This window comes from Undibacterium sp. GrIS 1.8, assembly GCF_040544445.1.
In the GTDB taxonomy this organism is placed as follows: Bacteria; Pseudomonadota; Gammaproteobacteria; order Burkholderiales; family Burkholderiaceae_D; genus Undibacterium.
Genome location: NZ_JBEONQ010000016.1, coordinates 69,551 through 92,013 on the forward strand (window position 1 = coordinate 69,551; position 22,463 = coordinate 92,013).

18 protein-coding genes and 1 pseudogene are annotated in these 22,463 nt (G+C 47.5%); 5 read left to right on the top strand and 14 right to left on the bottom strand.

The window, feature by feature from the left end:
• The first annotated feature begins 57 nt into the window (after window positions 1-57).
• The 3 genes from prpF (at window position 58) to AAKU64_RS09700 (ending at window position 3,877) form a co-directional block, all read left to right on the top strand.
• A complete protein-coding gene (gene prpF / locus AAKU64_RS09690) occupies window positions 58-1,248 on the top strand; it encodes a 2-methylaconitate cis-trans isomerase PrpF (RefSeq protein WP_354330334.1) in 1,191 nt (396 codons plus the stop codon).
• A 49-nt stretch (window positions 1,249-1,297) separates the two neighbouring features.
• On the top strand, window positions 1,298-3,250 hold the full coding sequence (locus tag AAKU64_RS09695) for a propionate--CoA ligase (RefSeq protein ID WP_354362068.1): 1,953 nt from the start codon (window positions 1,298-1,300) through the stop codon (window positions 3,248-3,250).
• Window positions 3,251-3,388: 138 nt separating this feature from the next.
• Complete coding sequence (locus AAKU64_RS09700; protein ID WP_354330333.1) at window positions 3,389-3,877, top strand: cache domain-containing protein; 489 nt, start codon at window positions 3,389-3,391, stop codon at window positions 3,875-3,877.
• Between the two features lie 180 nt (window positions 3,878-4,057).
• Here the strand turns inward: AAKU64_RS09700 and AAKU64_RS09705 are convergent, their stop codons facing one another.
• From AAKU64_RS09705 to AAKU64_RS09730, 6 genes are all read right to left on the bottom strand, one after another.
• Complete coding sequence (locus tag AAKU64_RS09705) at window positions 4,058-4,936, bottom strand: HDOD domain-containing protein (protein ID WP_354362069.1); 879 nt, start codon at window positions 4,934-4,936, stop codon at window positions 4,058-4,060.
• Window positions 4,937-5,151: 215 nt separating this feature from the next.
• Window positions 5,152-7,029: a DUF885 domain-containing protein gene (locus AAKU64_RS09710; protein ID WP_354362060.1), complete on the bottom strand. Its 1,878-nt coding sequence runs from the start codon at window positions 7,027-7,029 to the stop codon at window positions 5,152-5,154.
• A 119-nt stretch (window positions 7,030-7,148) separates the two neighbouring features.
• A complete protein-coding gene (locus AAKU64_RS09715; RefSeq protein ID WP_354330330.1) occupies window positions 7,149-7,556 on the bottom strand; it encodes a VOC family protein in 408 nt (135 codons plus the stop codon).
• Between the two features lie 760 nt (window positions 7,557-8,316).
• The gene (locus tag AAKU64_RS09720) at window positions 8,317-9,519 is read right to left on the bottom strand and encodes an FAD-dependent oxidoreductase (RefSeq protein WP_354330328.1); all 1,203 of its coding nucleotides are present in this window, start codon (window positions 9,517-9,519) and stop codon (window positions 8,317-8,319) included.
• 1 nt (window position 9,520) lies between these two features.
• Complete coding sequence (locus AAKU64_RS09725; protein WP_354330326.1) at window positions 9,521-9,685, bottom strand: rubredoxin; 165 nt, start codon at window positions 9,683-9,685, stop codon at window positions 9,521-9,523.
• A 99-nt stretch (window positions 9,686-9,784) separates the two neighbouring features.
• On the bottom strand, window positions 9,785-10,264 hold the full coding sequence (locus AAKU64_RS09730) for a rubrerythrin family protein (RefSeq protein WP_354362061.1): 480 nt from the start codon (window positions 10,262-10,264) through the stop codon (window positions 9,785-9,787).
• Window positions 10,265-10,719: 455 nt separating this feature from the next.
• Between AAKU64_RS09730 and AAKU64_RS09735 the strand changes: the two genes are divergently transcribed.
• Window positions 10,720-13,032, top strand: a complete 2,313-nt coding sequence (locus tag AAKU64_RS09735; RefSeq protein WP_354330324.1) for an NADP-dependent malic enzyme — start codon at window positions 10,720-10,722, stop codon at window positions 13,030-13,032.
• A 275-nt stretch (window positions 13,033-13,307) separates the two neighbouring features.
• Here the strand turns inward: AAKU64_RS09735 and AAKU64_RS09740 are convergent.
• The 4 genes and pseudogenes from AAKU64_RS09740 to AAKU64_RS09760 form a co-directional block, all read right to left on the bottom strand.
• Window positions 13,308-14,885, bottom strand: a pseudogene (locus tag AAKU64_RS09740) (methyl-accepting chemotaxis protein).
• 668 nt (window positions 14,886-15,553) lie between these two features.
• The gene (locus AAKU64_RS09750) at window positions 15,554-16,456 is read right to left on the bottom strand and encodes a 5'-nucleotidase (protein WP_354362064.1); all 903 of its coding nucleotides are present in this window, start codon (window positions 16,454-16,456) and stop codon (window positions 15,554-15,556) included.
• A gap of 81 nt (window positions 16,457-16,537) precedes the next feature.
• Window positions 16,538-16,936: a DUF2237 family protein gene (locus AAKU64_RS09755; RefSeq protein ID WP_354330318.1), complete on the bottom strand. Its 399-nt coding sequence runs from the start codon at window positions 16,934-16,936 to the stop codon at window positions 16,538-16,540.
• 1 nt (window position 16,937) lies between these two features.
• A complete protein-coding gene (locus tag AAKU64_RS09760; protein WP_354362065.1) occupies window positions 16,938-17,354 on the bottom strand; it encodes a thiol-disulfide oxidoreductase DCC family protein in 417 nt (138 codons plus the stop codon).
• A 269-nt stretch (window positions 17,355-17,623) separates the two neighbouring features.
• Here AAKU64_RS09760 and ilvD point away from each other — a divergent pair, with 269 nt between their 5' ends.
• Entirely contained in the window at window positions 17,624-19,486 is a 1,863-nt protein-coding gene (gene ilvD, locus AAKU64_RS09765) for a dihydroxy-acid dehydratase (protein WP_354362066.1), read from the top strand.
• A gap of 633 nt (window positions 19,487-20,119) precedes the next feature.
• Here the strand turns inward: ilvD and AAKU64_RS09770 are convergent.
• From AAKU64_RS09770 to AAKU64_RS09785, 4 genes are all read right to left on the bottom strand, one after another.
• Window positions 20,120-20,668: an STM3941 family protein gene (locus AAKU64_RS09770; protein ID WP_354330312.1), complete on the bottom strand. Its 549-nt coding sequence runs from the start codon at window positions 20,666-20,668 to the stop codon at window positions 20,120-20,122.
• Window positions 20,669-20,761: 93 nt separating this feature from the next.
• Window positions 20,762-21,175 (bottom strand): hypothetical protein, encoded by a 414-nt coding sequence (locus AAKU64_RS09775; RefSeq protein WP_354330311.1) that lies wholly within the window; start codon window positions 21,173-21,175, stop codon window positions 20,762-20,764.
• 88 nt (window positions 21,176-21,263) lie between these two features.
• On the bottom strand, window positions 21,264-22,001 hold the full coding sequence (locus AAKU64_RS09780) for a hypothetical protein (RefSeq protein WP_354330309.1): 738 nt from the start codon (window positions 21,999-22,001) through the stop codon (window positions 21,264-21,266).
• Between the two features lie 111 nt (window positions 22,002-22,112).
• Window positions 22,113-22,430 (bottom strand): hypothetical protein, encoded by a 318-nt coding sequence (locus AAKU64_RS09785; RefSeq protein ID WP_354330307.1) that lies wholly within the window; start codon window positions 22,428-22,430, stop codon window positions 22,113-22,115.
• Between the last annotated feature and the right edge of the window lie 33 nt (window positions 22,431-22,463).

Sequence of the window (22,463 nt, forward strand, 5' to 3'; positions counted from 1 at the left end):
GGGTGTGCCATGCGCACCCTTCCGTATTAAATGTCGCAAAGATCAATAGGAATTAGCATGACCCACGTTCCACAAATCAAAATCCCCGCGACCTACATTCGCGGGGGAACCAGCAAGGGCGTTTTTTTTCGCTTGCAGGATTTGCCCGCAGTAGCGCAAGTCCCCGGTGCGGCACGCGATGCTTTGCTCTTACGCGTCATAGGTAGCCCCGATCCTTACGGCAAGCAAATTGACGGTATGGGCGGTGCGACATCGAGTACCAGCAAGACAGTCATCCTCTCCAAAAGTACCAAAGCGGATCACGATGTAGATTACCTGTTCGGTCAGCTCGCGATCGATAAAGCCTTTGTTGACTGGAGCGGCAACTGTGGCAATCTGTCTGCGGCGGTTGGTTCCTTTGCGATTAGTGCAGGATTGGTGGATGCGAACCGAGTTCCACAAAACGGTGTTGCCATTGTTCGCATCTGGCAAGCGAATATCGCCAAGACCATCATCGCGCATGTACCGATTACCGATGGTGAAGTACAAGAGACTGGTGATTTTGAACTTGACGGCGTGACCTTTCCGGCAGCAGAAGTACAACTAGAATTTATGGACCCTGCAGCGGATGAGGACGGCGCTGGTGGTTCTATGTTCCCGACCGGGAATCTGGTCGATGATCTGGATGTGCCTGGCGTTGGCATCCTCAAAGCGACGATGATCAATGCCGGTATTCCGACTATCTTTGTGAATGCAGAAGCCATCGGTTACACCGGAACTGAGTTGCAAGATGCGATCAATAGCGATCCTGTCGCACTGGCGAAATTTGAAACCATTCGTGCCTACGGCGCAGTTCGCATGGGGCTCATCAAACATATCGATGAAGCGGCGAATCGTCAGCACACGCCTAAGGTCGCCTTTGTCGCTAAGCCTGCTGACTATGTGTCATCGAGTGGCAAACAAGTTGCGGCGGCCGATATCGATTTATTGGTACGTGCGATGTCGATGGGAAAATTACATCATGCGATGATGGGTACCGCAGCAGTGGCAATTGGTACCGCCGCCGCTATTCCCGGCACGCTAGTCAATCTTGCCGCTGGCGGTGGCGATCGGACAGCGGTTCGCTTCGGCCATCCTTCAGGCACTTTACGCGTCGGTGCGGAAGCTACGCAGGTCAATGGAGAATGGGCTGTGAAAAAGGCCATCATGAGCCGCAGCGCACGTATTTTGATGGAAGGTTGGGTGCGTGTGCCAGGCGACTCGTTTTAAGCTTTGAAGTCGTTCCAACTGCTAAAGAAATAAAAAATTAACGCCAATAATAAAAAATCAAAAATACGCGAGGCACAGCAATAACCCCAATGGAGACAACATGAACTTTGCAGACTTTTACCAAAAATCGATCAACGACACGCAGGCGTTTTGGGATAAGGAGGCAGAGCTGATCCATTGGGAAGAGCCGTACACACAAGTGTTGGATGATTCTCGTCCACCGTTCACAAAATGGTTCGTCGGTGGCAAGACTAATCTCTGTTACAACGCCGTGGATCGCTGGCTAGAAACGCAGGGGGACAAGCCCGCACTGATTGCGATTTCGACAGAGACCAATACAGAAAAAACCTATACCTTTGCGGAGTTGCATGCAGAAGTGCAGCGCATGGCTGCGATTATGTTGTCGTTGGGCGTGCGCAAAGGTCAGCAAGTATTGATCTATATGCCGATGATCGCTGAGGCTGCCTTTGCGATGCTGGCTTGTGCGCGTATCGGCGCGATTCATTCTGTCGTATTTGGTGGCTTTGCGTCTAAAAGCCTGGCAACGCGGATTGATGACTGCAAGCCAGTGTTGATCGTTTCTGCTGATGCAGGCATGCGTGGCGGTAAGTCTGTGCCATATAAGCCGCTACTGGACGATGCCATTGTGATGGCGACTCACAAGCCAAGCCAGGTTTTGCTAGTTGATCGCGGTCTGGAAAAAATGCAACTCGTTACTGGGCGCGATACGGATTACGCTTCTTTACGAAGGCAGTATCTGGAGCCGCATGCTTCTGCAAATGTGCCAATTACCTGGCTGGAATCAAACGACATTTCATACGTGCTGTACACCTCAGGTACTACTGGAAAACCCAAAGGCGTACAGCGCGATGTGGGCGGTTATGCCGTCGCATTAGCATCGTCGATGAAGCATATTTTTTGCAGTCATCCAGGTGAAACTTACTTCGCCACGTCAGATATCGGCTGGGTCGTGGGACACTCCTACATCGTGTATGGCCCTCTGATTGCTGGTATGGCGACGATTATGTATGAGGGCACGCCGATACGTCCTGATGCGGGCGTTTGGTGGAGCATCGTCGAAAAATACAAAGTGTCGCGGATGTTCTCGGCACCGACAGCGGTGCGGGTATTGAAAAAATATCCGTCAGAGCTGATGAAAAAATATGACTTGTCTTCGCTCAAAGCTTTATATCTGGCGGGCGAACCTTTAGATGAGACAACCTCAAGCTGGATTGCGACAGAGCTGGGTGTGCCCATTATTGATAATTACTGGCAGACAGAAACAGGCTGGCCAATTTTATCCGTTGCGCGTGGTATCGAATACAAAGAAACCCGGCTCGGTAGTCCCGGCGTTGCGATGTATGGCTACGACGTAAAAATAATCAATGAATCGACCGGCGAGGAATGCGGTGCTGGCGAAAAAGGTGTGGTCGCCATCAAAGGACCTTTACCGCCAGGTTGTATGCAGACGATCTACGGCGATGATCAGCGATTTGTGCAGACTTACTGGAGTAATTTTCCACAAGCGCAGTTGTACTCTACATTCGATTGGGGCATTAAAGACGCCGACGGTTATTACTTTATTTTGGGACGCACTGATGATGTAATTAATGTCGCCGGTCATCGCCTGGGAACCCGCGAAATTGAGGAGAGTATTTCTAGTCATCCGTACATATCCGAAGTGGCTGTAGTCGGGGTGGAAGATAAGTTAAAAGGGCAGGTTGCTGTTGCGTTTGCGATTTTAAAAAATCCTGAAATTGCGAGTTCACAAGAATCCAGACGGTTACTGGAAGCTGAGGTGATGGCGGTTGTTGACAAACATTTGGGCGGCATCGCCAGACCAGCGCGTGTCCATTTTGTGACAGTTTTACCAAAAACACGATCGGGCAAATTATTACGTCGCTCGATTCAGGCAATTTGTGAGGGGCGCGATGCGGGTGATTTAACGACCATAGAAGATCCTAGTTCTTTAGAGCAGATCAAATCGGCAATCATGAGTTGATGACAAACGCGCCTATATTGGTGGTAATGTTGCTACTGTCGGCGTTTTTAAATTGACCGTATTTAACAATCAATTACTTGAGACGCGGCAAAAGTATATCCATACTGAAACTTCTTAAACAATAACGGGGGAGTACAAATGGCAACAATATCAAAATACATGGCCGGTATCTCATGCAGTGTGACATTGAGCGCTTTGTTAGTTACCAGCGCCTTTGCGGCAGCTGAACGAGGATCAGAGCCGGAAGCAGAGGCTATGGTCAAGCAAGCCGTTGCACTGATTAAATCTGGTGGAACTGAAAAAGCCTACGCCACTTTTAATGAGCATCCGAATGGCGCATTTAAAGACCGTGACTTGTATATTTTTGTCTACGACTTTAAAGGTAACTGTCTGGCGCAAGGTGCAAACCCTAAAATGGTCGGAAAAAATCTGGTTGGCTTAAAAGACGTTGATGGTAATGCCTTCATCCAAGGCATGATTAATGTCGTTAAAGAAAAACAAAAAGGCTGGTATGGTCCTTATAAGTTCACTAATCCAAACACAAAAGATTATGAATTGAAAAAATCGTATTGCGAGAAAGGTGATGGCGAGACGATGGTTTGTGTCGGTACTTACGTCGTAAAATAGAAATTGATAGAAGTTGATTTCGGCTGATAAAGTCCGACAAGTCTGATGAAAGCGGATAGAAAAAAAGACCTCCGACATTTCAATATGTTGGTGATCTTTTTTTTGGTTATTCCTTACTTGCCTTACTACCGATTGATCTTCGTTGTATAAAAACTCAGTGCGCCTAGATCGGACAGATTGTTAAATTAACAGTGCTGCAGTGAGTGAGCGTACTTCTTCATCAGATTCTTCCAAAATGCTATTGAGCGTGCCGTCGCCGACGACGAAGTCTATTTCTGACGCATATTGTATTGAAGCGCTGTCGAAACGTATTTCTAGTGGTGAATGTACAGATGCCAGTTCATTCGCTAGCAGCAGCGTATCTCCCAGGGTTTCTGGCGGCATGGCGCGCAATCCATACCATAGCGCTTCTACTGCATCGAGTACCGGTTGGGGCAGCAGCAGATTCTTTAAGACTACGCGCCCAATAATTGTTTCTGGCGTTTCTTCCGTGCTTTCGATAATGGTGTCCGCGAAGGCAGGCAAATCAGTTAACGGGGGCAATGGTTGGTTGTCGAGCAGGCAGGGGAATTCTTCGGCGCGTGACAACATATAAAAACCACCAACCTCATGCACAATCCCGGCAAACATAGCGGTGTCTGGATCGAGCTTGGTAATCCGGCGTGCGATCACTTGTGACAGCGCAGCGACTTGTGCGGTGTGTTCCCACAACTGGTTTGCCATTGCCCGCAACACCGGGTCTTTGCTGGTGCCAGCAAGTTGGCGTACTACTAAGCTTGCGACAATAGAGCGCAATGTTCTAAAACCTAGCCGGGCAATTGCAGAACGGACATTAGTGATTTCTGCGCCCCGGCTATAGGCAGCCGAGTTGGCAATTGCCACTACCCGCGCCGCTAGCAGAGGCTCGTTCATGACTAACTTGGCCGCAGTATCGACACTACAATCAGGTGTATCCAGCACTTGCTGAATTTTGAGGGAGGCAGTGACGTTGGTAGAGAAAATTAATTCCCCGCGATTGGCCTCGGCGACGATACTGTTGAGGGCTTCCGTTTTATCCATGGCAGATTTCATATTGGCATTGGTATAAATACACACCGGCAGTGCCGGACCTGATTCCAATTCTGATTCAATACGACAGTAGTGTTACTAGAGCCTTAGCACAAGAGCTTTAATTTTAAAATCAGCAAATATGCAAACTCATAGCCAACAAGCTGCTGTGCAACATACACATTGTCGTCATCGGCTATAAGTTATCACGAATATTGTAAATTATTCTATATCTTTTGTTGCTCCGCGATCCATCTATCCATCTTCGCTTCTAATAAAGCCAATGGCAAGGTGCCGTCACTCAAAATGGCATCATGAAAACTAAGTAAATTAAATTTTGTCCCCAGCTTACTCATAGCGCGTTGCCTAAGTTCCATTATTTTAAGTGAACCAATTTTATAGCCAAGCGCCTGACCCGGCCATGCCATATATCGTTCAGTAGCATTTAATGCTGATGCCTCATCATACCCCAATGTTGCCTGAAGGTATTTAATTGTTTCTTCCCGTGTCCAACCTTTTGCATGCAAGCCTGTATCGACGACTAAACGTGATGCCCGTAACAACTCATCGGTCAAATGTTCCAGATAGGCATTTGGGTCTTCATATAAGCCCATCTCTTTACCCAAGGTTTCGGCATACAGCGCCCAACCCTCAGTGTAGGCGTTATTGCCGCCAAATTTGCGGAATTTAGGAATATCCAATTCTTGCATCAACGCTAGGTGGAAATGGTGTCCAGGCTGACCCTCATGTAAAAACAAGGTGGTCATTTCTGTGATTGGATATTCTTTAGGATCATTAATCACAGCCCAAAAAACACCTGGGCGCGAACCATCAATTGCAGGCGCTGAGTAATGATCGGATGCGGTCAAACGACTGATCTCTGGTTCAGGGCGAATATCTAGCGGCGCTTTTGGGATTCGCCCAAACAACTGTGGCAGCTTGGTTCTGATCACGGCATCAATACGGCGGTATCCCGCTAATACATCTGCCTCGGTTTTAAACGGGCGATATTCGTTTTGCGTCGCAATCCATCCTGGCAAACCTTTTGGATCGCCGCTATAACCGAGTTTTGGTCCCAGTAAAACAAATTCATTTTGAATTCTGGCGACTTCTTTCAAACCGATCGCATGAATCGTTTCCGGATCGAGATTAGTGGTGGTCTGGTCACGTACCAAGGCCTGATACCATTTGGCGCCATTCGGCAAAACGCCCAGTCCAGAACTGCTGCGGCTGGCAGCAAGGTAATCCGTTTGCATGAAAGTATTGAGCTTGCTCAGCGACGGCAAAATTTTCTGCGTAATCATGGTGCGATACGCCGCCGTCAGCCGTGTTTTATCCGCATCACTAAAACTGGTGGGGAAATTTTTAACCGGTGCGTAGTAAGGATGGTTTTCTGCTGACTCTGTGACCAGCACTTTTAATTGGGGTAGGGTAGAAACGACCAGCGTACGCGGTAAGACGATGCCTTTTTTTATCCCTTCACGCATATTCAAGATCGCCTGATCTACCCATGCCGGCAAATGAGAAACACGCTTCAAAAAGAGCTCATATTGGGCTGGCGTTTGTAGCGGTTGCGAGCTTTGTCCACCCGCAAAATTAGCCAGTGTCACAGGGATGCTGTCCATCTGATTGATCGGCATTAAGCGATCATTAAAACCTGCCATCGCTAACAGTGATTGCACTTCGTAATCGAGACAATCATAAGTCACCTGATCTGCCGCGCTGAGCGCAGCGCGAGGTATGCGTGCCAACTCTTGCGCTACTTTTTTCACCATCGCTAATTGACGGACTCTGACGGCTGGCACCAGCGTCATCGGCAATTGATCATCAAAACGGTTATCGCCATTGAAGGTTGCTGACAAGGGCTCAAAACCTGCTGCCTGATTGTAGTAATTTTCTGCAAGAGTATTAAGTTGCTTCCCTGCTTTATTAGCTATTGGACTAGTCGCCGTCGTTAAGTTTGTCGTTACTTGTGCCGCTACTTGATCGGCAAAGGCATCGGGACTCATCAATAACGAGGTACTCAAGAAAATACTAAGGACGCCAAGAGAAAGATAAAGACCAGCAACATTAGAAAAACCAGGCAGAGAAGCAAACTTACGCATGTAATTCATCCTAACAAAGGAAATAAAAATAAGAAGAAAGCTTAAATAAAAACAGCTAAAAAATAGCGGAGGAAAATAGACTATACAGTGGCGCAGTGGTGTCCGTCGCTACAAAATACTTATTCGCAGTTGACCATCCAAGGTACGCTAAACTGGTCTATCAGCATACCAAAGCGCGAAGCCCAAAATGTTTTATCTAAAGGCATGATGATTTTTTGTGCATCGATCGATAGCGCCGCAAACAGACGTTCAGCTTCACTTTCGTCATCGACGTTGATTGATAAATGAAAGCCTTTGATCCCCTCATAAGCCTGGTCCGATACCCAATCCGAACCCATCAAGGTTTGGCCATTCAATTCCATCCGCATATGCATGATCAGCTGGGCTGCTGACGGCGGACATTGATTTGCCATCGGCGATTCTCCAAAGCGATGGATCATCCCTATTTTGCCGCCCAAATGCTGTTCATAAAATTGGAAAGCGGCTTCACAATTGCCGTTAAAACTCAGGTAAGTATTGACTTGCATGATGGTCCCCTTGCGATGGATTCTGGTTTTTTTCGGATGGCTGCGATGCAAATGCAGCGTCTTTGAATCATACATCAGGCGCAGCTAGGAGTAGCTATTTGAAAGTAAGTTCCTTGTTAGCCAACGCCGTTGCAAAAACGGTGGCAAAAGTGGAGGCTAATAAATCGATATGCGACGTAGATGTTTGGCAATAATCTTCGACATTAACAGTGTAGCTTCTGAAATTTTTTGTAATAACTGCGGACAATAAGTGTGAAGAGTATTTAATCTTTAAATTATACTGGGGATAGGTATATTTTAATCGTCCATAAGATTGCTGGTCTATAAGCTATTTTTGATAAAAATAAAGGGGAGTATATTGAACCTAGAAACGGCAGTTGACCGCTCATCAGTGTAATTAAGTAGTTGATTCAATTGAATCATGTCAGTGTTTTCACCATCACCGTTTTGGTGAGAACGCTACGAATCTGATTGTGCATTTTTTCGGCTCCCCAGCGGCGTTGCTCCTCGTTGCAAGGTGAAGCTTGCGCCTCGTCTCGCCTTGCTGGGAAACCGAAAAAATGCACACTCAGACTCGTCCAACTGCCCTTTCTAGGTTGAATGAAGATACTTTGAGACTTGCATAAAACAAGTGTATCGACCAAAAAAATCCCCGACGTATCGGGGATTTTTTACGAGGTGACTCTTAAAGGGATGATCCTTTGTCGCCTCAGTCTTTCGCTTTAAGCTAAACAGACAATTAAATACTCAATCAAACACTTTATACCGCAGGCGCAGTCACAGCAGCCAGTTCTGCCAGCAAACGCGTTCTCAGCTTATTGTCTTGCGGCGCAACGCCGAAGCCAGAGAGTCGGTTGCCGGAATCGTAGAAACGGCTAATCGTCGTAGCCTCTTCTTGCTCGGTTTCCCAGCGTCCATTTGCAACTGCATGCGGTGCAGGTGGAATTAGTGCAACGGGATAGCTCGGAGTTTTGACGATCACTGGCGCTGGTTTCAGGTCGATGCTGGTCAACTCACCGGTCAGGCTGCGGGCAATCGCACGGGCAGCTGTCATGATCGGTGCAATATATGGCAATACTTGCTGTACCCCGTTGCCCACGCTGTACTGAGCACAATCGCCTAGTGCAAACACTTTGTCAGCGCTGGTCAATCCGTACACATCAATCAAAATCCCGCGATCGGTGTTGATATTGGAGGCGGTTGCCAGACGCAAGTCCGGGCGTAGTCCGACTGCGGATAAGACAATATCTGCCTGAATTTGCTTGCCATTTGCCAGACTAACTTGCAAGGCATCGCTCTCCTCCATATTAGTTACTAAGGCATCCACGCTACTGGCGGTAGTCCCTAGTTCTAAACGGATACCGCGTTGCAGCAATGCCGTTTGTAAACCTTCTGAAATTGCTTGCGGTGCTAGTGCTGCTAACGGCAACACATTGGGGTCAACCAGAGTGACGGCATGCCCCGCACTGGCCAAATCATCTGCAAATTCACAGCCGATTAAACCTGCACCCAAAATCACGACGCTGGCTTTCTCGCCTTTGCTGGTCATTTTGTCCCGCAATGCGGTGTAGTCAGTAATGTTGTTGACCGACAGCACTTGGTGGACGGCATTGCCCGCAATCGGCAAGCGGATTGCCTGAGCACCTAATGCGATGACGAGCTGACTGTACTCAAATTTACCAGCTTTGGTGACAACTGTTTTTGCTGCTGTATCGATATGATCGACCGTCATTTTAGTCAGCAAAGTGGCGCTGACTTGCGCCGCCATTTGTTCCGCACTCTGGCTGATCAAATCTCTAGCTTGCTTGTTTTGCGCAAACGCGTTGGACAGCATAGGTTTGGAATAAAAACCGCCATCATCGGCTGTGATGATTAGCAGAGGCGTTGTTTTGTCCAGCTTGCGGAATTCACGAGCCACGCTGTAGCCAGCTAAGCCGGTACCGATGATGACGATAGGATTCATCTTAGATCGCTACCATGTCGAAGTCAGCTTTGGCGACGCCACAATCCGGGCATTCCCAGTCGGCTGGGATGTCGTCCCAACGGGTGCCGGCAGCGATGCCATCTTCTGGCATGCCTACTGACTCATCATAGATAAAACCGCAAACAACGCATTGATATGTTTTCATACAATTCTCGATTCTTAAAAAGGTAAATAGATGACGTTATAGAGCAATATATAGATCACTACATAGATCACTATATAGATCAATATGGCGACAATAAAATTAAGCTTGGGCTGCTGCTAATACGGCGCGATAGTGATTGGCATGGCGTTCCTCTACCTTAGCCAATGCGGCGAAACGTTTTGCCGCAATCTCTAAAGTCCGCTTGAATTGTTCTGCGTGGACTTTGGATTCAGCGATTTGTTCGTCGTATTCCGCAACGGCAGCGTGATTGCCTTCTTCTATCGCTAAGTGGCGGAATTTTGGATACATCTCAGTATATTCATAGGTTTCGCCTTCGATGGCGATTTCTAATGATTTTTCTGGCGTCAATTGGTCTTTAGGGTACAGCAAATCAAGGTGACCAAATGCGTGCATGATCTCTTGCTCTGCAGTGGTTTCAAATGCAAGCGCGATATCTTCTGCACCAGCAGCGCGTGCTAGTTTAGCGAAATAGCGATATTTAATATGGGCCATCGACTCGCCTGCAAATGCGGCTTCGAGGTTTTGGATTGTGACTGATGGGTTGGCTACACTACTCATTTGGCTCTCCTGGATGAAAATCGATACTACGAATTTAAACTGCGATGGATGTTGCTTCGGCTGTTTCTTCCGATGTCTATTTGGATATTTCTGCGATCAAGGCTGGTTTGCTTTTGATTGCTATCAATCTGAAACGAATGATAGAAAATATTAATCAATTTGGGAAATTGATTGTTCCTTTCTATTTGATAGTTAATTGCTATAGTGTTTTGGGTTTACTTTTATTTTAGCTATGATTTGAATGAAATCCAGGATTGAGCCTAGCTTTAAATCCAGCTTGAAATTCAACTGACTTCCCTAGATTTTTACTAGCTCAGCATAAAAAAACGTATTAAGTTATGCGTAAAAGTCATGAGAGTCGTACAAATACGTATAAAGTTAGAGTATTCCCTCTGCTAAAATCACAGACCAACCGACAGATTGCAGTAAATAAACAATAAGAGAGGCAACAAAGCATGGATTCGTCAGTAGATCAAAAAGAACTAATGCGTCAACAATTGCGCCAGGCTGCGCTGGAATACCATGAGTTTCCAACCCCGGGCAAAATCAGCGTTACTCCCACTAAACAATTGACAAATCAGCGCGATCTGGCGTTGGCCTACTCTCCAGGTGTCGCCTCGCCCTGTGAAGAAATCGTCGCTGACCCAGCCAATGCCTTTAAATACACGGCCCGCGGTAATCTGGTTGGCGTGATCACAAACGGTACTGCCGTCTTGGGTTTAGGCAATATTGGCCCGCTGGCATCCAAGCCAGTGATGGAAGGTAAGGGCGTTCTGTTCAAAAAATTTGCCGGTATTGATGTCTTCGATATCGAAATCAATGAGCTTGATCCTGACAAATTAGTCGATATCATCGCCTCGCTGGAGCCGACCTTCGGCGGTATTAATCTAGAAGATATCAAAGCGCCGGAATGTTTTTACATCGAGCGTAAACTGCGTGACCGCATGAAGATTCCGGTCTTCCATGATGATCAGCATGGCACCGCGATCATCGTCGGCGCCGCGATTTTAAATGGCCTGAAAGTCGTCGGTAAAGATATCAAAAACTGCAAACTAGTCGTTTCTGGCGCAGGTGCTGCAGCACTGGCTTGTCTGGATCTGATCGTTGATCTTGGCTTCCCGTTAGAAAATATTTTTGTCACGGATCTGGCTGGCGTCGTCTATAAAGGCCGTGCCGAATTGATGGACCCGGACAAAGAACGCTTCGCGCAAGAAACCAGCGCCCGCAGTTTGAAAGAAGTGATTCCTGGCGCAGATATTTTCCTCGGTTTGTCTGCTGCTGGTGTACTCAAGCAAGACATGGTCAAAGCATTGGCGGACAGACCGCTGATTTTTGCTCTGGCAAATCCGACGCCAGAGATTTTGCCTGAGGAAGTGAAAGCCGTCCGTGATGACGCCATTATGGCAACTGGGCGTTCTGATTTCCCCAATCAAGTTAACAATGTATTGTGCTTCCCATACATCTTCCGCGGTGCCTTAGATTGCGGCGCAACGACGATTACGCGTGAGATGGAAATCGCGGTCGTTCATGCGATTGCAGAGCTGGCGCAGGCAGAGCAATCTGACGTCGTCGCTTCCGCTTACGGCATCAGCAATTTATCGTTTGGCCCAGAGTATCTGATCCCTAAACCGTTTGACCCGCGCTTGATGATCAAGATCGCACCTGCGGTTGCCAAGGCGGCAGAAGAGTCCGGCGTGGCAGCGCGTCCGATCAAAGACATGCAGGCTTATGCCGACAAGTTGCAGCAGTTTGTGTATCACAGCGGTACCTTTATGAAGCCGCTATTCCAGGTGGCGAAAAAAGCACTGGACGAGCGCAAACGTATTGTCTATGCCGAAGGCGAAGAAGAGCGTGTACTGCGCGCGGTGCAAGTGATTGTGGATGAAAAACTCGCTAAGCCGATTTTGGTCGGTCGCCCGAATATCCTGGATCAGCGCATCGAAAAATTTGGTCTGCGTTTAAAAGCCGGTGTCGATTTTGAAGTCATCAATCCTGAATTTGATCCACGTTACCGCGACTACTGGCAGTCGTATCATGAGATTACTTGTCGCAAAGGCGTGACCGAGCAATATGCCAAGTTAGAAATGCGTCGTCGCCACAGCTTGATCGGCGCGATGATGATCCATAAGGGCGATGCCGATGGCATGATTTGCGGCACATTTGGCACCACTAATTTACATCTGAAATACATCAACGAGGTATTAGGCAAACGGGAAGGCGTCAAAGTAAATGCGGCGATGAACTGCCTGATTTTGCCAGACCGTCAGGTGGTTTTGGTGGATACGCATGTGAATGAAAATCCAACCGCAGAGCAAATCGCAGAGATCACTATTCTGGCGGCAGAAGAAATGCGTCGTTTTGGATTATTACCAAAAGCCGCTCTGTTATCGCATTCTAATTTTGGTTCTAGCAATAGCGAGTCCGCACAAAAAATGCGGGCTGCATTAGCGATCATTCAGCGTGATGCCCCTGATCTGGAAATCGATGGCGAGATGCATGGCGATACCGCGCTGGACTCAACCTATCGTAAAAAAATGATGCCAAATACGACCCTCCGTGGTGATGCTAATTTGCTGGTGATGCCAAATATTGATGCAGCCAATATTTCTTATAACTTGCTCAAAACTACCGCTGGTAACAACATTGCGATCGGTCCTATTTTGTTGGGTTGCGCTAGGCCAGTCCATATTCTGACGCCATCAGCGACGGTACGCCGTATCGTGAATATGACAGCCTTGTGTGTGGTGGATGCGGTAGCGCAGCGTTGATCATAGCGCCTCAGTTGGGAGCTGGTAGGGGCATATTTCGCAGATACCTGACAGCAGATAAAAAACGGATCTCGATGATAGCGAGATCCGTTTTTATTTGTATTCCTCAGATTTTTATGGTCGTTGATTAAATATACTGTAATGGAGTATATTTAAATTGTCCAGAGAATATATGCACAATCGAGTATAGTTTAGTAGATTGATTGGGGAGTATATTAAATGTAATCTCAATTTCTTCGCAATCGACCAACGGCATTCGTCAATGCAGACTCGCTTTAGTGACCTAGCAGCGCCAGTTGATGATGGTCGCTCAATTTAAATTGTCTGACGACGCCGGCCAAGCTCTCTGCCTGATCCTGTAATGATTGTGCGGCGGCAGCAGCTTGCTCTACTAAGGCGGCATTTTGCTGGGTTGCCTCGTCCATTTGGGTAATCGCATTGTTGACTTGCTCAATACCTGAGCTCTGTTCTTTACCGGCCAAGGTGATTTCTCCGACGATAGTGACAACCCGTTTGACGCTGGCCACAATCTCGACCATCGTCGCACCAGCTTTTTCCACCAGTTTGCTGCCATTATCAATTTTTTCTACCGAGTCATCGATCAGTGTTTTGATCTCTTTTGCTGCGCCAGCACTCCTTTGTGCCAGATTGCGTACCTCGGATGCAACGACGGCAAAGCCTCTACCTTGTTCACCGGCACGGGCGGCTTCAACCGCTGCGTTCAGCGCCAGAATATTAGTTTGAAAAGCGATACTATCGATGACGCTGATAATGTCGACGATCTTTTTAGATGATTCATTAATAGACCCCATACGCTCAACTACCTGATCTACAACTATACCGCCTTGCGTAGCGATATCGGATGCCGATACGGCGAGCTGGTTAGCCTGGCGGGCACTTTCAGCATTGTGCCGCACGGTCGCTGTTAGTTCCTCAATAGTGGATGCGGTTTCTTCAAGCGAACCTGCTTGTTGTTCTGTGCGATTGGATAAGTCTAAATTACCGGTAGCAATTTCAGCGGAGGCCTCGGCGATGGTCTCGGTACCTGCTCTGACCTGGCTCACAATTTTGAGTAAATTATCGTTCATCGCTTGCAAGGCCCTGAGTAATTGACCTGTCTCGTCACTCGCTTCTCCGTCAATATGCGAGGTCAAATCTCCTGAGGCAATGGTCTCTGCTATCTTTACCGCTTGTTTTAATGGCTGTGTAATGCTGACTGCAAGACGCCATGCCAGTAGCCATCCCAGCCCAAACAATACAAAGCCAAAAACGATTAATAAGGTTCGGCTTTGCTCATTTGTCTTCTGTATACTTGCTGACATTTGATTAATCGTCGCACGTTGCAGATCGAGTAATTGCTGTAGTTGATCGAGATAGCCTTTTGCCGATGCCGAATAAGTCGTATCGAAAATTTTATTCACCTCGTCCACATTGCCATCCAGTTTTGCTTTTGAAATCGCATCTCTGGCAACGATATAGGCTTTTCTTGTTGTTCCTAGCTGCTCGAATAGTTTGCGCTCCTCATCTGTGGTCAGCAAACCTTCGATCGTTTTTTGCAGTTACGAGGATTGTTTGCTGGAGGCGACAGAATCACTGGCAAAAAAGGTGCTTAAACTGGCGTCAGAACTTTTTGCGACAGCGGTCGTACGCCGGACCCCAGACTGAATTACACGGTACCAGTCTGAGACTAAGCGCTCCTTCATCAATGGCGTTTTTAAAATATCTTCTGTTGTCGTTGCTACCTTCGATAACTGCCATATGCTGACACCTAACAATGCGACCATTGATAGTAAGATCAAGGCAAAACCCAGAGCAAGGCGTTGACCGATTTTCATGTTAGTGAAAAAATTCATTTCTTTTCCTATCAAGATAGTGGAGTAACGACGTTGGATAGCGAATTGAAGTAACGGAGAACGAATGCCAAATGGAGCAGGCATACGATGCTGTTGTCTCGTTTCTGACGCTCACAGTGAATGCAGAAATATCCTTAATCATGATCAAGATCACAGACATTGAGATTAAGGTTGTTGTAATTGCAGAATAATCTTATGCCTAACAAGTCGTTGAAAGCAATTTTTGTTTCGTCAATATTTGTAGCGTCAGCGCAACGTTTGACATGTGCTGGTCGTATTGCGAGTTTTTAAATAAACACGCGGTGTATAGACACGCGCCCAACTTTTGAAAGATAAAGTTTATTGCTGCACTGGCTTTAGCAACAGTTTGTAAAGCCTGGCGCAATGGTTGCTCCACCGCTCGAATTGTTGAGATTGAATTAGATATCTGACCTGACTCAATATGCACGGGTTTATCTCTTATTTTATTTATACTCCCTCTATGTATAAGATTATCGTCCATATATTAAATGGGAAATAAGTAGATTTTAAAAAAATAAGTGGGGAGTATGTGTGGTTTCCCTTGTGCAGTATGAACGCAAAATTGTCCCGGCAAGACGCGGCAAGGCTGTTATGGCAGTTTTGCTTAAATCTTATTTCAGTAATGACGTAGCTCTTAAAACGCTGACTTATTGTTTGATCGGCACGCGCCCGGTCGCAACGACGCTGGAGGCACGTTCGCAATGTCCCGGTTGATCATCAAAAAACATATGCGGTTTAAACGCGGCGAGTACCGCTGATTTATGCACGCCGCCCATGAAGAAGGTTTCGTCAATGGCGATGTTCCAGGCGCGCAGGGTGCGGATGACGCGTTCGTGGGCCGGTGATGAGCGTGCTGTTACCAGTGCTGTGCGCAAGGGGAAGGCTCTGCCATCGGGACTTTTAAAATTATTTTGCAAGTAAGAGAGGGCGACCAGCAAGCGGGCAAACGGGCCTTCTGGTAAGGGTTTGCTGGCATTGTCGCGCTCGTGTTGTTCAAACGCTTCGATGCCTTGCTCCTGAAAAATCCGTTCAGATTCGTCAGAGAAAATCACGGCATCGCCATCGAAGGCAATGCGGATTTGCTCCAGCTCTTGTTGTGGGTTATCCGGCATCCGGTACAGCAATGCTGCGGCAACCCCAGAATTAATCGCTGCCTGCACATCATCCTCATGCAGGGACAAAAACAAGCTGAGATTAAATGCCTGCAAATACGGCGATAAGGATGCGCCGCCGACCAGAGCCGCACGCGAAATATCCAAACCATAATGTTTGATCGAGTTAAAAATCCGCAATGAGGTTTCTGAGGAATTGCGCGACATGATGACGACTTCGACCAAGCGATGATCAGGCGTAAGGGTGTTTAAATGCAGCAGCGCTTTGACCAGTGCAAAACCAGCACCGGGCTTGAGGATGGTGTTTTCATGCGCGAGCTGGTGCTGACGATAAACGGCCAATCCTTCGTTTTGAAAAATCGCCTCTTCCGTTTCCAGATCAAACAGCGCGCGGGATGATATGCCGATGACTAACAAGTTGTCTAGAGAAAAAGCCATGTTGTGTTGAGTTGGATAATAGAGAATTGAAATTAAAAAAACTGAAGATAGATTAAGAAAAATTCATCTACCCGGCGACAATTAGTCCAGCCCGATACGACTATCAAACTGCTCCAGTACCTCTAACTCAACTAACTTAAGCATGTTGATATTGGTACTCTCTAAAACGACCAGGGGCGCAACGCCCTCTGCCAGTGCTTCTAGCCAGCGGTTGGCGCACAGGCACCATTGATCACCCGGTTGCAAGCCAGGGAAATTCCATTCCAACCGCGGCGTACTTAAATCATTTCCACGGCTTTTGCTAAACGCTAAAAACGTTGCCGTCATCACAGCACAGACAATATGTGTGCCAACATCTTCCTGATTGGTCTTGCAACAGCCATCGCGGAAAAAACCCGTTAGCGGATCAAACGAGCAGGGGACTAGCGGTTGTCCGAAGACATTTAAAGCGGGTACGGTGGAAGAAGTGGAGTTTGCCATATCAGTCAGTTACTTTCGTTTGGGTGCGTTTTTTTGCCCACGATAACATTGCCGGCCCGAATAAACGAGAGATGGTATGACGGTATTTTGCAAAAAAACGATAAGAGAGAATGAGTATAGGGCGCAACCAGGGGCGTGTGTAAATCCACGCCAGTAGTTTTAAGTCCGTGCGTTGATAGGCTGCCGCAAATACATCCACACCGATGAGTGTCACAGTGCTTTTGCCATCGCCTTCCAGCCGCCCATGTATCTGCGCCATCGCTTGCTCGCAACTAATCTGGTAGCGATCAGACTGATAATGTTGATCAGCGATATCGACAAACCGGAGCAAGTCGCGTTGATTTTTAGACCGTAGCAGCACAATCTCCGCAAGGCATAAAGGGCATGCGCCATCATAAAAAATAGTCAGTGTTTGCACGTCGAATTCCTGTTGCGATTACTTTGGAAGGGAACAGCATAGCGCAAGACTGGTATTGAGGTTATTTGCGGATTTAGTTCGTAGAGTTAGTGCTGATCAGATACTATTTTGGCTGACATTACAGGATCATTTTTTTGGGATCTTGTGTTTTGAAATTAGATTTCCTAATCTAATTCATATCTGATTCGACCTAATATCGCCTAAAACCCCTATTTGACATAAAGATAGGCAAAGCGCACGCTAGGCATATTATTTTTTGGAGATACATCATGCCGCAATATCGTTCACGTACCACAACTCATGGCCGCAACATGGCTGGCGCCCGCGCACTGTGGCGCGCTACTGGCATGAAGGACGGCGATTTCGATAAACCTATCATCGCCGTGGTGAATTCTTTTACCCAGTTTGTGCCGGGTCATGTGCATTTAAAAGACCTGGGCCAATTGGTCGCGCGTGAGATCGAGGCGGCGGGTGGCGTGGCTAAAGAATTCAACACGATTGCAGTGGACGACGGTATCGCAATGGGCCACGGCGGGATGCTGTATTCGCTGCCATCGCGTGATCTGATCGCCGATTCTGTCGAGTACATGGTGAATGCACATTGCGCCGACGCGATGGTGTGTATTTCCAATTGCGATAAAATCACACCAGGTATGTTGATGGCGGCGATGCGGGTCAATATTCCGGTGGTGTTTGTCTCCGGTGGCCCGATGGAAGCCGGCAAGGTGATCAAAGTCGTTAACGGGACACAAAAAATCATCAAGCTTGATCTGGTCGATGCCATGATCAAAGCAGGCGACAGTAGCGTGAGTGATGCCGATGTGGCTGAGATTGAGCGCTCTGCTTGCCCGACCTGCGGCTCTTGCTCTGGCATGTTCACCGCCAATTCCATGAACTGTCTGACAGAAGCCTTGGGCTTGGCTTTGCCTGGTAATGGCACAATCTTGGCCACCCACTCTGATCGCAAAGAATTATTCTTGCGCGCAGGTCGTCTGATTGTCGATATTGCCAAACGCTATTACGAGCAAGATGACGCTTCTGTACTGCCACGCAATATCGCTACCAAAGCCGCGTTCGAAAACGCGATGGCACTCGATGTATCGATGGGTGGTTCGACTAATACAGTATTGCATTTGCTGGCTGCTGCACATGAGGCCGGTGTTGAATTTAGCATGGCAGACATCGACCGTATCTCACGCAAAGTTCCGTGTCTGTGCAAAGTTGCACCGATGACGGATAAGTACCATATCGAAGATGTGCATCGTGCGGGTGGCATTATCAGTATTCTCGGTGAACTGGCGCGTGGCGGTTTGCTCGATACCAGCTTGCCGACCATCCACAGCAAGACCATGGGCGATGCGATTGCCAATAACGACATCACATGTACACAAGATCCGGCGGTGCACCAGTTGTTCCGCGCGGCTCCAGGTGGCGTGCCGACACAAACAGCTTTCTCGCAATCTGAACGCTTCGCGTCATTGGATACCGACCGCAGCACAGGCTGTATTCGCGATAAAGCCCACGCGTATTCGCAAGATGGCGGCCTCGCTGTTTTGTACGGCAATCTGGCTGAAAAAGGTTGTATTGTAAAGACCGCCGGTGTGGATGAAAGTATTCTCAAGTTCAGTGGCAAAGCGCGCGTGTTTGAAAGCCAGGATGCGGCAGTGGACGCCATTATGGGCGACACCGTGCATGAAGGAGATGCCGTCATCATCCGTTACGAGGGTCCAAAAGGCGGCCCAGGCATGCAAGAGATGCTGTACCCGACGTCGTACATCAAATCAAAAGGTCTAGGCAAGGTCTGCGCCTTGTTTACCGACGGACGTTTTTCCGGCGGCTCCTCAGGTTTGGTAATCGGCCACGCCTCACCAGAAGCAGCAGAAGGTGGTGCGATAGGTTTGGTGGAAGAGGGCGATATGATCGACATCGACATCCCACAACGCAGTATCAACTTACGTATCAGCGATGCGATATTGGCCGCACGTCGCGCCGCGATGGAAGCCAAAGGCGATGCCGCATGGTTGCCCGTCAATCGTGATCGTTATGTATCGCAAGCATTACAAGCTTATGCAGCACTCACGACCTCAGCAGATCGCGGCGCTGTGCGTGATTTGTCGCAATTGAAGAAATAGATTTTCAAGGAGCGGTTTTGAGGACCGCGACGGTCGTTGTCTGTAAATAATCAGTGTTGGTTCTGGGTTGAACTGAGAACGACTGTCTTATTGAATCGTTTTTTTTCTCGGCGAACGCAACGAGAAGTCTAAGGCATAAGATTGAGTTTGTATTCGCTACTCATGTCCTTCGTGCTACGTCTGACTTCAACGAATGATGAATCAAAGCGTGAACGGAAATGGAGGTTTGTGGCTGCCATTACCGCATTGTCCACGCTCTTTATTTCATATGTGATGTAAATCGCGGAAATCACAAAATCTTTCAAGCTTGCGCAAGGATTGCATTACCTATTCAGTTTCACTGCACTACAGCGCGGCTTTTTATTTGGCGCGTGGCTTGCAATTCTTTGCTTGTCACCGTCGGGTGAACTCTTGAAAGGCAAGACTTAATCACCTTTGATTGTGAAGGAAGTTTGAGCTGATTTTTCTGGTTTTGGCACATTCTGCTCAGTAGCGATCGTCGAACCTACATCTTGTTGTGACTGAAAGGAAGCGGTTGCCGCTCGAAAATGTGCGGCTTTAACGCAGCGCTGACGGAGTCGCCGTCACGTATGAAAATAAAATCTGATTCGCGACTCCCTGTCGAGAGTCAAGTTATGCATTTTTTCCATATTTTTTAAAATACAAATTGCAGACATCGAGCAGCTCGTCGAATCCGATTGTTAATGAGTTCGATGTAATTGCGATGGGGCTACCGCACAACTTGAAGTTCATCCTGTTGAGCGTCCGTTGCAAGGGACCACCTACCTCAATATACCGCTCTGGGTTGGTTATTTTGACGATAAGCGTTTTTTGCTTTTGCACCTCAAATATGTCAAATCCTACGATCTCTGACCATGGAATGAGTCCCGCTGAAACACCGCTTGAATTATCGAATATTCCGGCAGCACTCAAAATAAGCCCGGGCTTTTTGTCGAAGATTTTTTTGACTCCGAACAATCCACAAAGACCAAAGAACGCAATCGATATCACTCCAATTAAATGAACAAGTATGGGACTATTGAAGCGCCGATGAAATTCAATTTCGGCTGAATCTAATTGGACCATCCACAGACCACCGACCACAAACGCGCACGCACATGCAATTAGCAGAAGCATTTTGGTCTTACTAAGTTCTATTATTTTTTCATCAGTGTTACTCATGTGGCTCCTAGTAGTAATAACGCTGGATTGAAAGGCGCGCGCACCGATCAATGAATTTACAGAAACCGCTGATTCGCGCGTCATTTTCGTATGTCATGTTAGCCCATAGTCGTTTTCAAGTACTGCAGCAAGTTTCGCTTCGCTGAGACCGCTCCTTAACCAAAAATCCAAAAACGAAGCAAGGTTATCGTACATATCGAGAGACTCGGGCGGGTACAACACGTGAATTGCGGTACGAGTACGCAGTACGTCAGTGTCACTAGACATGTCGCGACCACAGATCGAATTCCACAAACGAACTCGCTCACTTTCTAATTCGGTTTCTGATGCAACTCCGGTCGAAAACCGATTTGCGACCGCAGCCGCATCGCGAGCTTGCTGAGGCAAATCCGCGGTCACCCGATAGAGCGCGTCGATCATGAACTTCTGGGCAAGATCCACTTCGCTCGGATCGTCCAGATCAGCAACTGAAGTAATTAGTTCGAGGTATTCGTCGGCATTCTTCATAGGCTAACGTTGAGATGCCGGGATCGCCGACACCGAATACTTAAGTGATAGAACAGCCTTTGTCGGCGATTCCCTGTCCATCGTCATGTTAGCTCTGAACACTTTTCAAACGAAGAAAGTGTTTCATAAAGGAGCAAGTAAGTTCAAATACAAATTCGATCTCAGCCATGATCACGGCGTCGTCGTGTTTGACATAAGTATTCTGATACTTGGTGTAATAGTCGACAAGTCTTTCAAACATATTCGCCAATTGCAGCGATCCTCCCCGATCTTTAACATATTGACCTAGAAGAGAGATTTGGTTTTCAAGCGATTTTTGGTTATTAAATAACCGCCGAACCAATATTTCGAGTGCCAAACGTAAATCATCAAGAGTATTGCGCCTAAAGACACCATGGTCGTGTTTCTGAAGCGCCTCATCGAATAGCTTTTTGACCTCAGGGTGATCGGAAAGCCAGTGCTGGGTTTCGATTACTAGAGTTCTGTGGATTGAATTACTATTATCTTGATCGGCGAATTCATTGTACTCAGAGAATAGCTTTACTTTGAGTGTCACAAGTGAAGCGATAGTCCCATCAGGATTCAGGCGATCACATAGTTCGCGAATGATTTGATATTGCTGCTTTGGAGCGAAGCAAAGCAAATTATCTAAGAGGGCTGTTCGTTTATTAGGCGATTCAAAAGGATACCGCGCATGCGGAATATCAATCCCAAAATCAGCGGCATAAGCGGAAGTAATTTCAACTAGTTTCGAACCAGTGAGGCCGCTGCTCGTCATTTCAGTGGCAGCAAAGGAAATAAAAGCGGTTGGAATACGGTCACGCATAGAGATTGCCTTGAGAGCTAACGCTGAGGTGTCGGGATCGCCGCCACCATAAAATTAATAAAGAGAGAAATCGTCATTGGTGATTCCCCCGGCAAACGTCCTGTTATGCGGTTAGCCCAATGCATACTGAGTTCTTTCAGGCCATTGACCATTTGAACGAAATTCCTTGAGCACCTTTGAGGCTGCCTTATTAAATCTACTTCCAGATTCGTCACCGGCCATTGGAAAGAGAAGTTCCACGTCCAGCGTTCCCTTGTCAAAGCGAAAGAGGCCACGGCATTCCCTCGCAAACATGTGGCGACTTTCATAGCGTGGATCTTTGCACCATAAGTCGGCGACAAAGAAATAGTCGATGCAGCCAGACGTCTCCTTGTCTTTAAGTATCCCGATGGACTGTCCATCGACCCGCATATCTCCAGCTAGCTTCATATCTTGCCGCATAACGTTGAGTTGTGCGGCGCG

Coding starts and splice junctions, on each gene's coding strand:
- AAKU64_RS09780 (WP_354330309.1), bottom strand. CDS start 22,001: ATGCGTGACCGTATTCCAACCGCTTTTATTTCCTTTGCTGCCACTGAA.
- ilvD (WP_354362066.1), top strand. CDS start 17,624: ATGCCGCAATATCGTTCACGTACCACAACTCATGGCCGCAACATGGCT.
- AAKU64_RS09725 (WP_354330326.1), bottom strand. CDS start 9,685: ATGAAAACATATCAATGCGTTGTTTGCGGTTTTATCTATGATGAGTCA.
- AAKU64_RS09705 (WP_354362069.1), bottom strand. CDS start 4,936: ATGGATAAAACGGAAGCCCTCAACAGTATCGTCGCCGAGGCCAATCGC.
- AAKU64_RS09770 (WP_354330312.1), bottom strand. CDS start 20,668: ATGAGTAACACTGATGAAAAAATAATAGAACTTAGTAAGACCAAAATG.
- AAKU64_RS09735 (WP_354330324.1), top strand. CDS start 10,720: ATGGATTCGTCAGTAGATCAAAAAGAACTAATGCGTCAACAATTGCGC.
- prpF (WP_354330334.1), top strand. CDS start 58: ATGACCCACGTTCCACAAATCAAAATCCCCGCGACCTACATTCGCGGG.
- AAKU64_RS09755 (WP_354330318.1), bottom strand. CDS start 16,936: ATGGCAAACTCCACTTCTTCCACCGTACCCGCTTTAAATGTCTTCGGA.
- AAKU64_RS09700 (WP_354330333.1), top strand. CDS start 3,389: ATGGCAACAATATCAAAATACATGGCCGGTATCTCATGCAGTGTGACA.
- AAKU64_RS09710 (WP_354362060.1), bottom strand. CDS start 7,029: ATGCGTAAGTTTGCTTCTCTGCCTGGTTTTTCTAATGTTGCTGGTCTT.
- AAKU64_RS09730 (WP_354362061.1), bottom strand. CDS start 10,264: ATGAGTAGTGTAGCCAACCCATCAGTCACAATCCAAAACCTCGAAGCC.
- AAKU64_RS09720 (WP_354330328.1), bottom strand. CDS start 9,519: ATGAATCCTATCGTCATCATCGGTACCGGCTTAGCTGGCTACAGCGTG.
- AAKU64_RS09775 (WP_354330311.1), bottom strand. CDS start 21,175: ATGAAGAATGCCGACGAATACCTCGAACTAATTACTTCAGTTGCTGAT.
- AAKU64_RS09785 (WP_354330307.1), bottom strand. CDS start 22,430: ATGAAGCTAGCTGGAGATATGCGGGTCGATGGACAGTCCATCGGGATA.
- AAKU64_RS09715 (WP_354330330.1), bottom strand. CDS start 7,556: ATGCAAGTCAATACTTACCTGAGTTTTAACGGCAATTGTGAAGCCGCT.
- AAKU64_RS09750 (WP_354362064.1), bottom strand. CDS start 16,456: ATGGCTTTTTCTCTAGACAACTTGTTAGTCATCGGCATATCATCCCGC.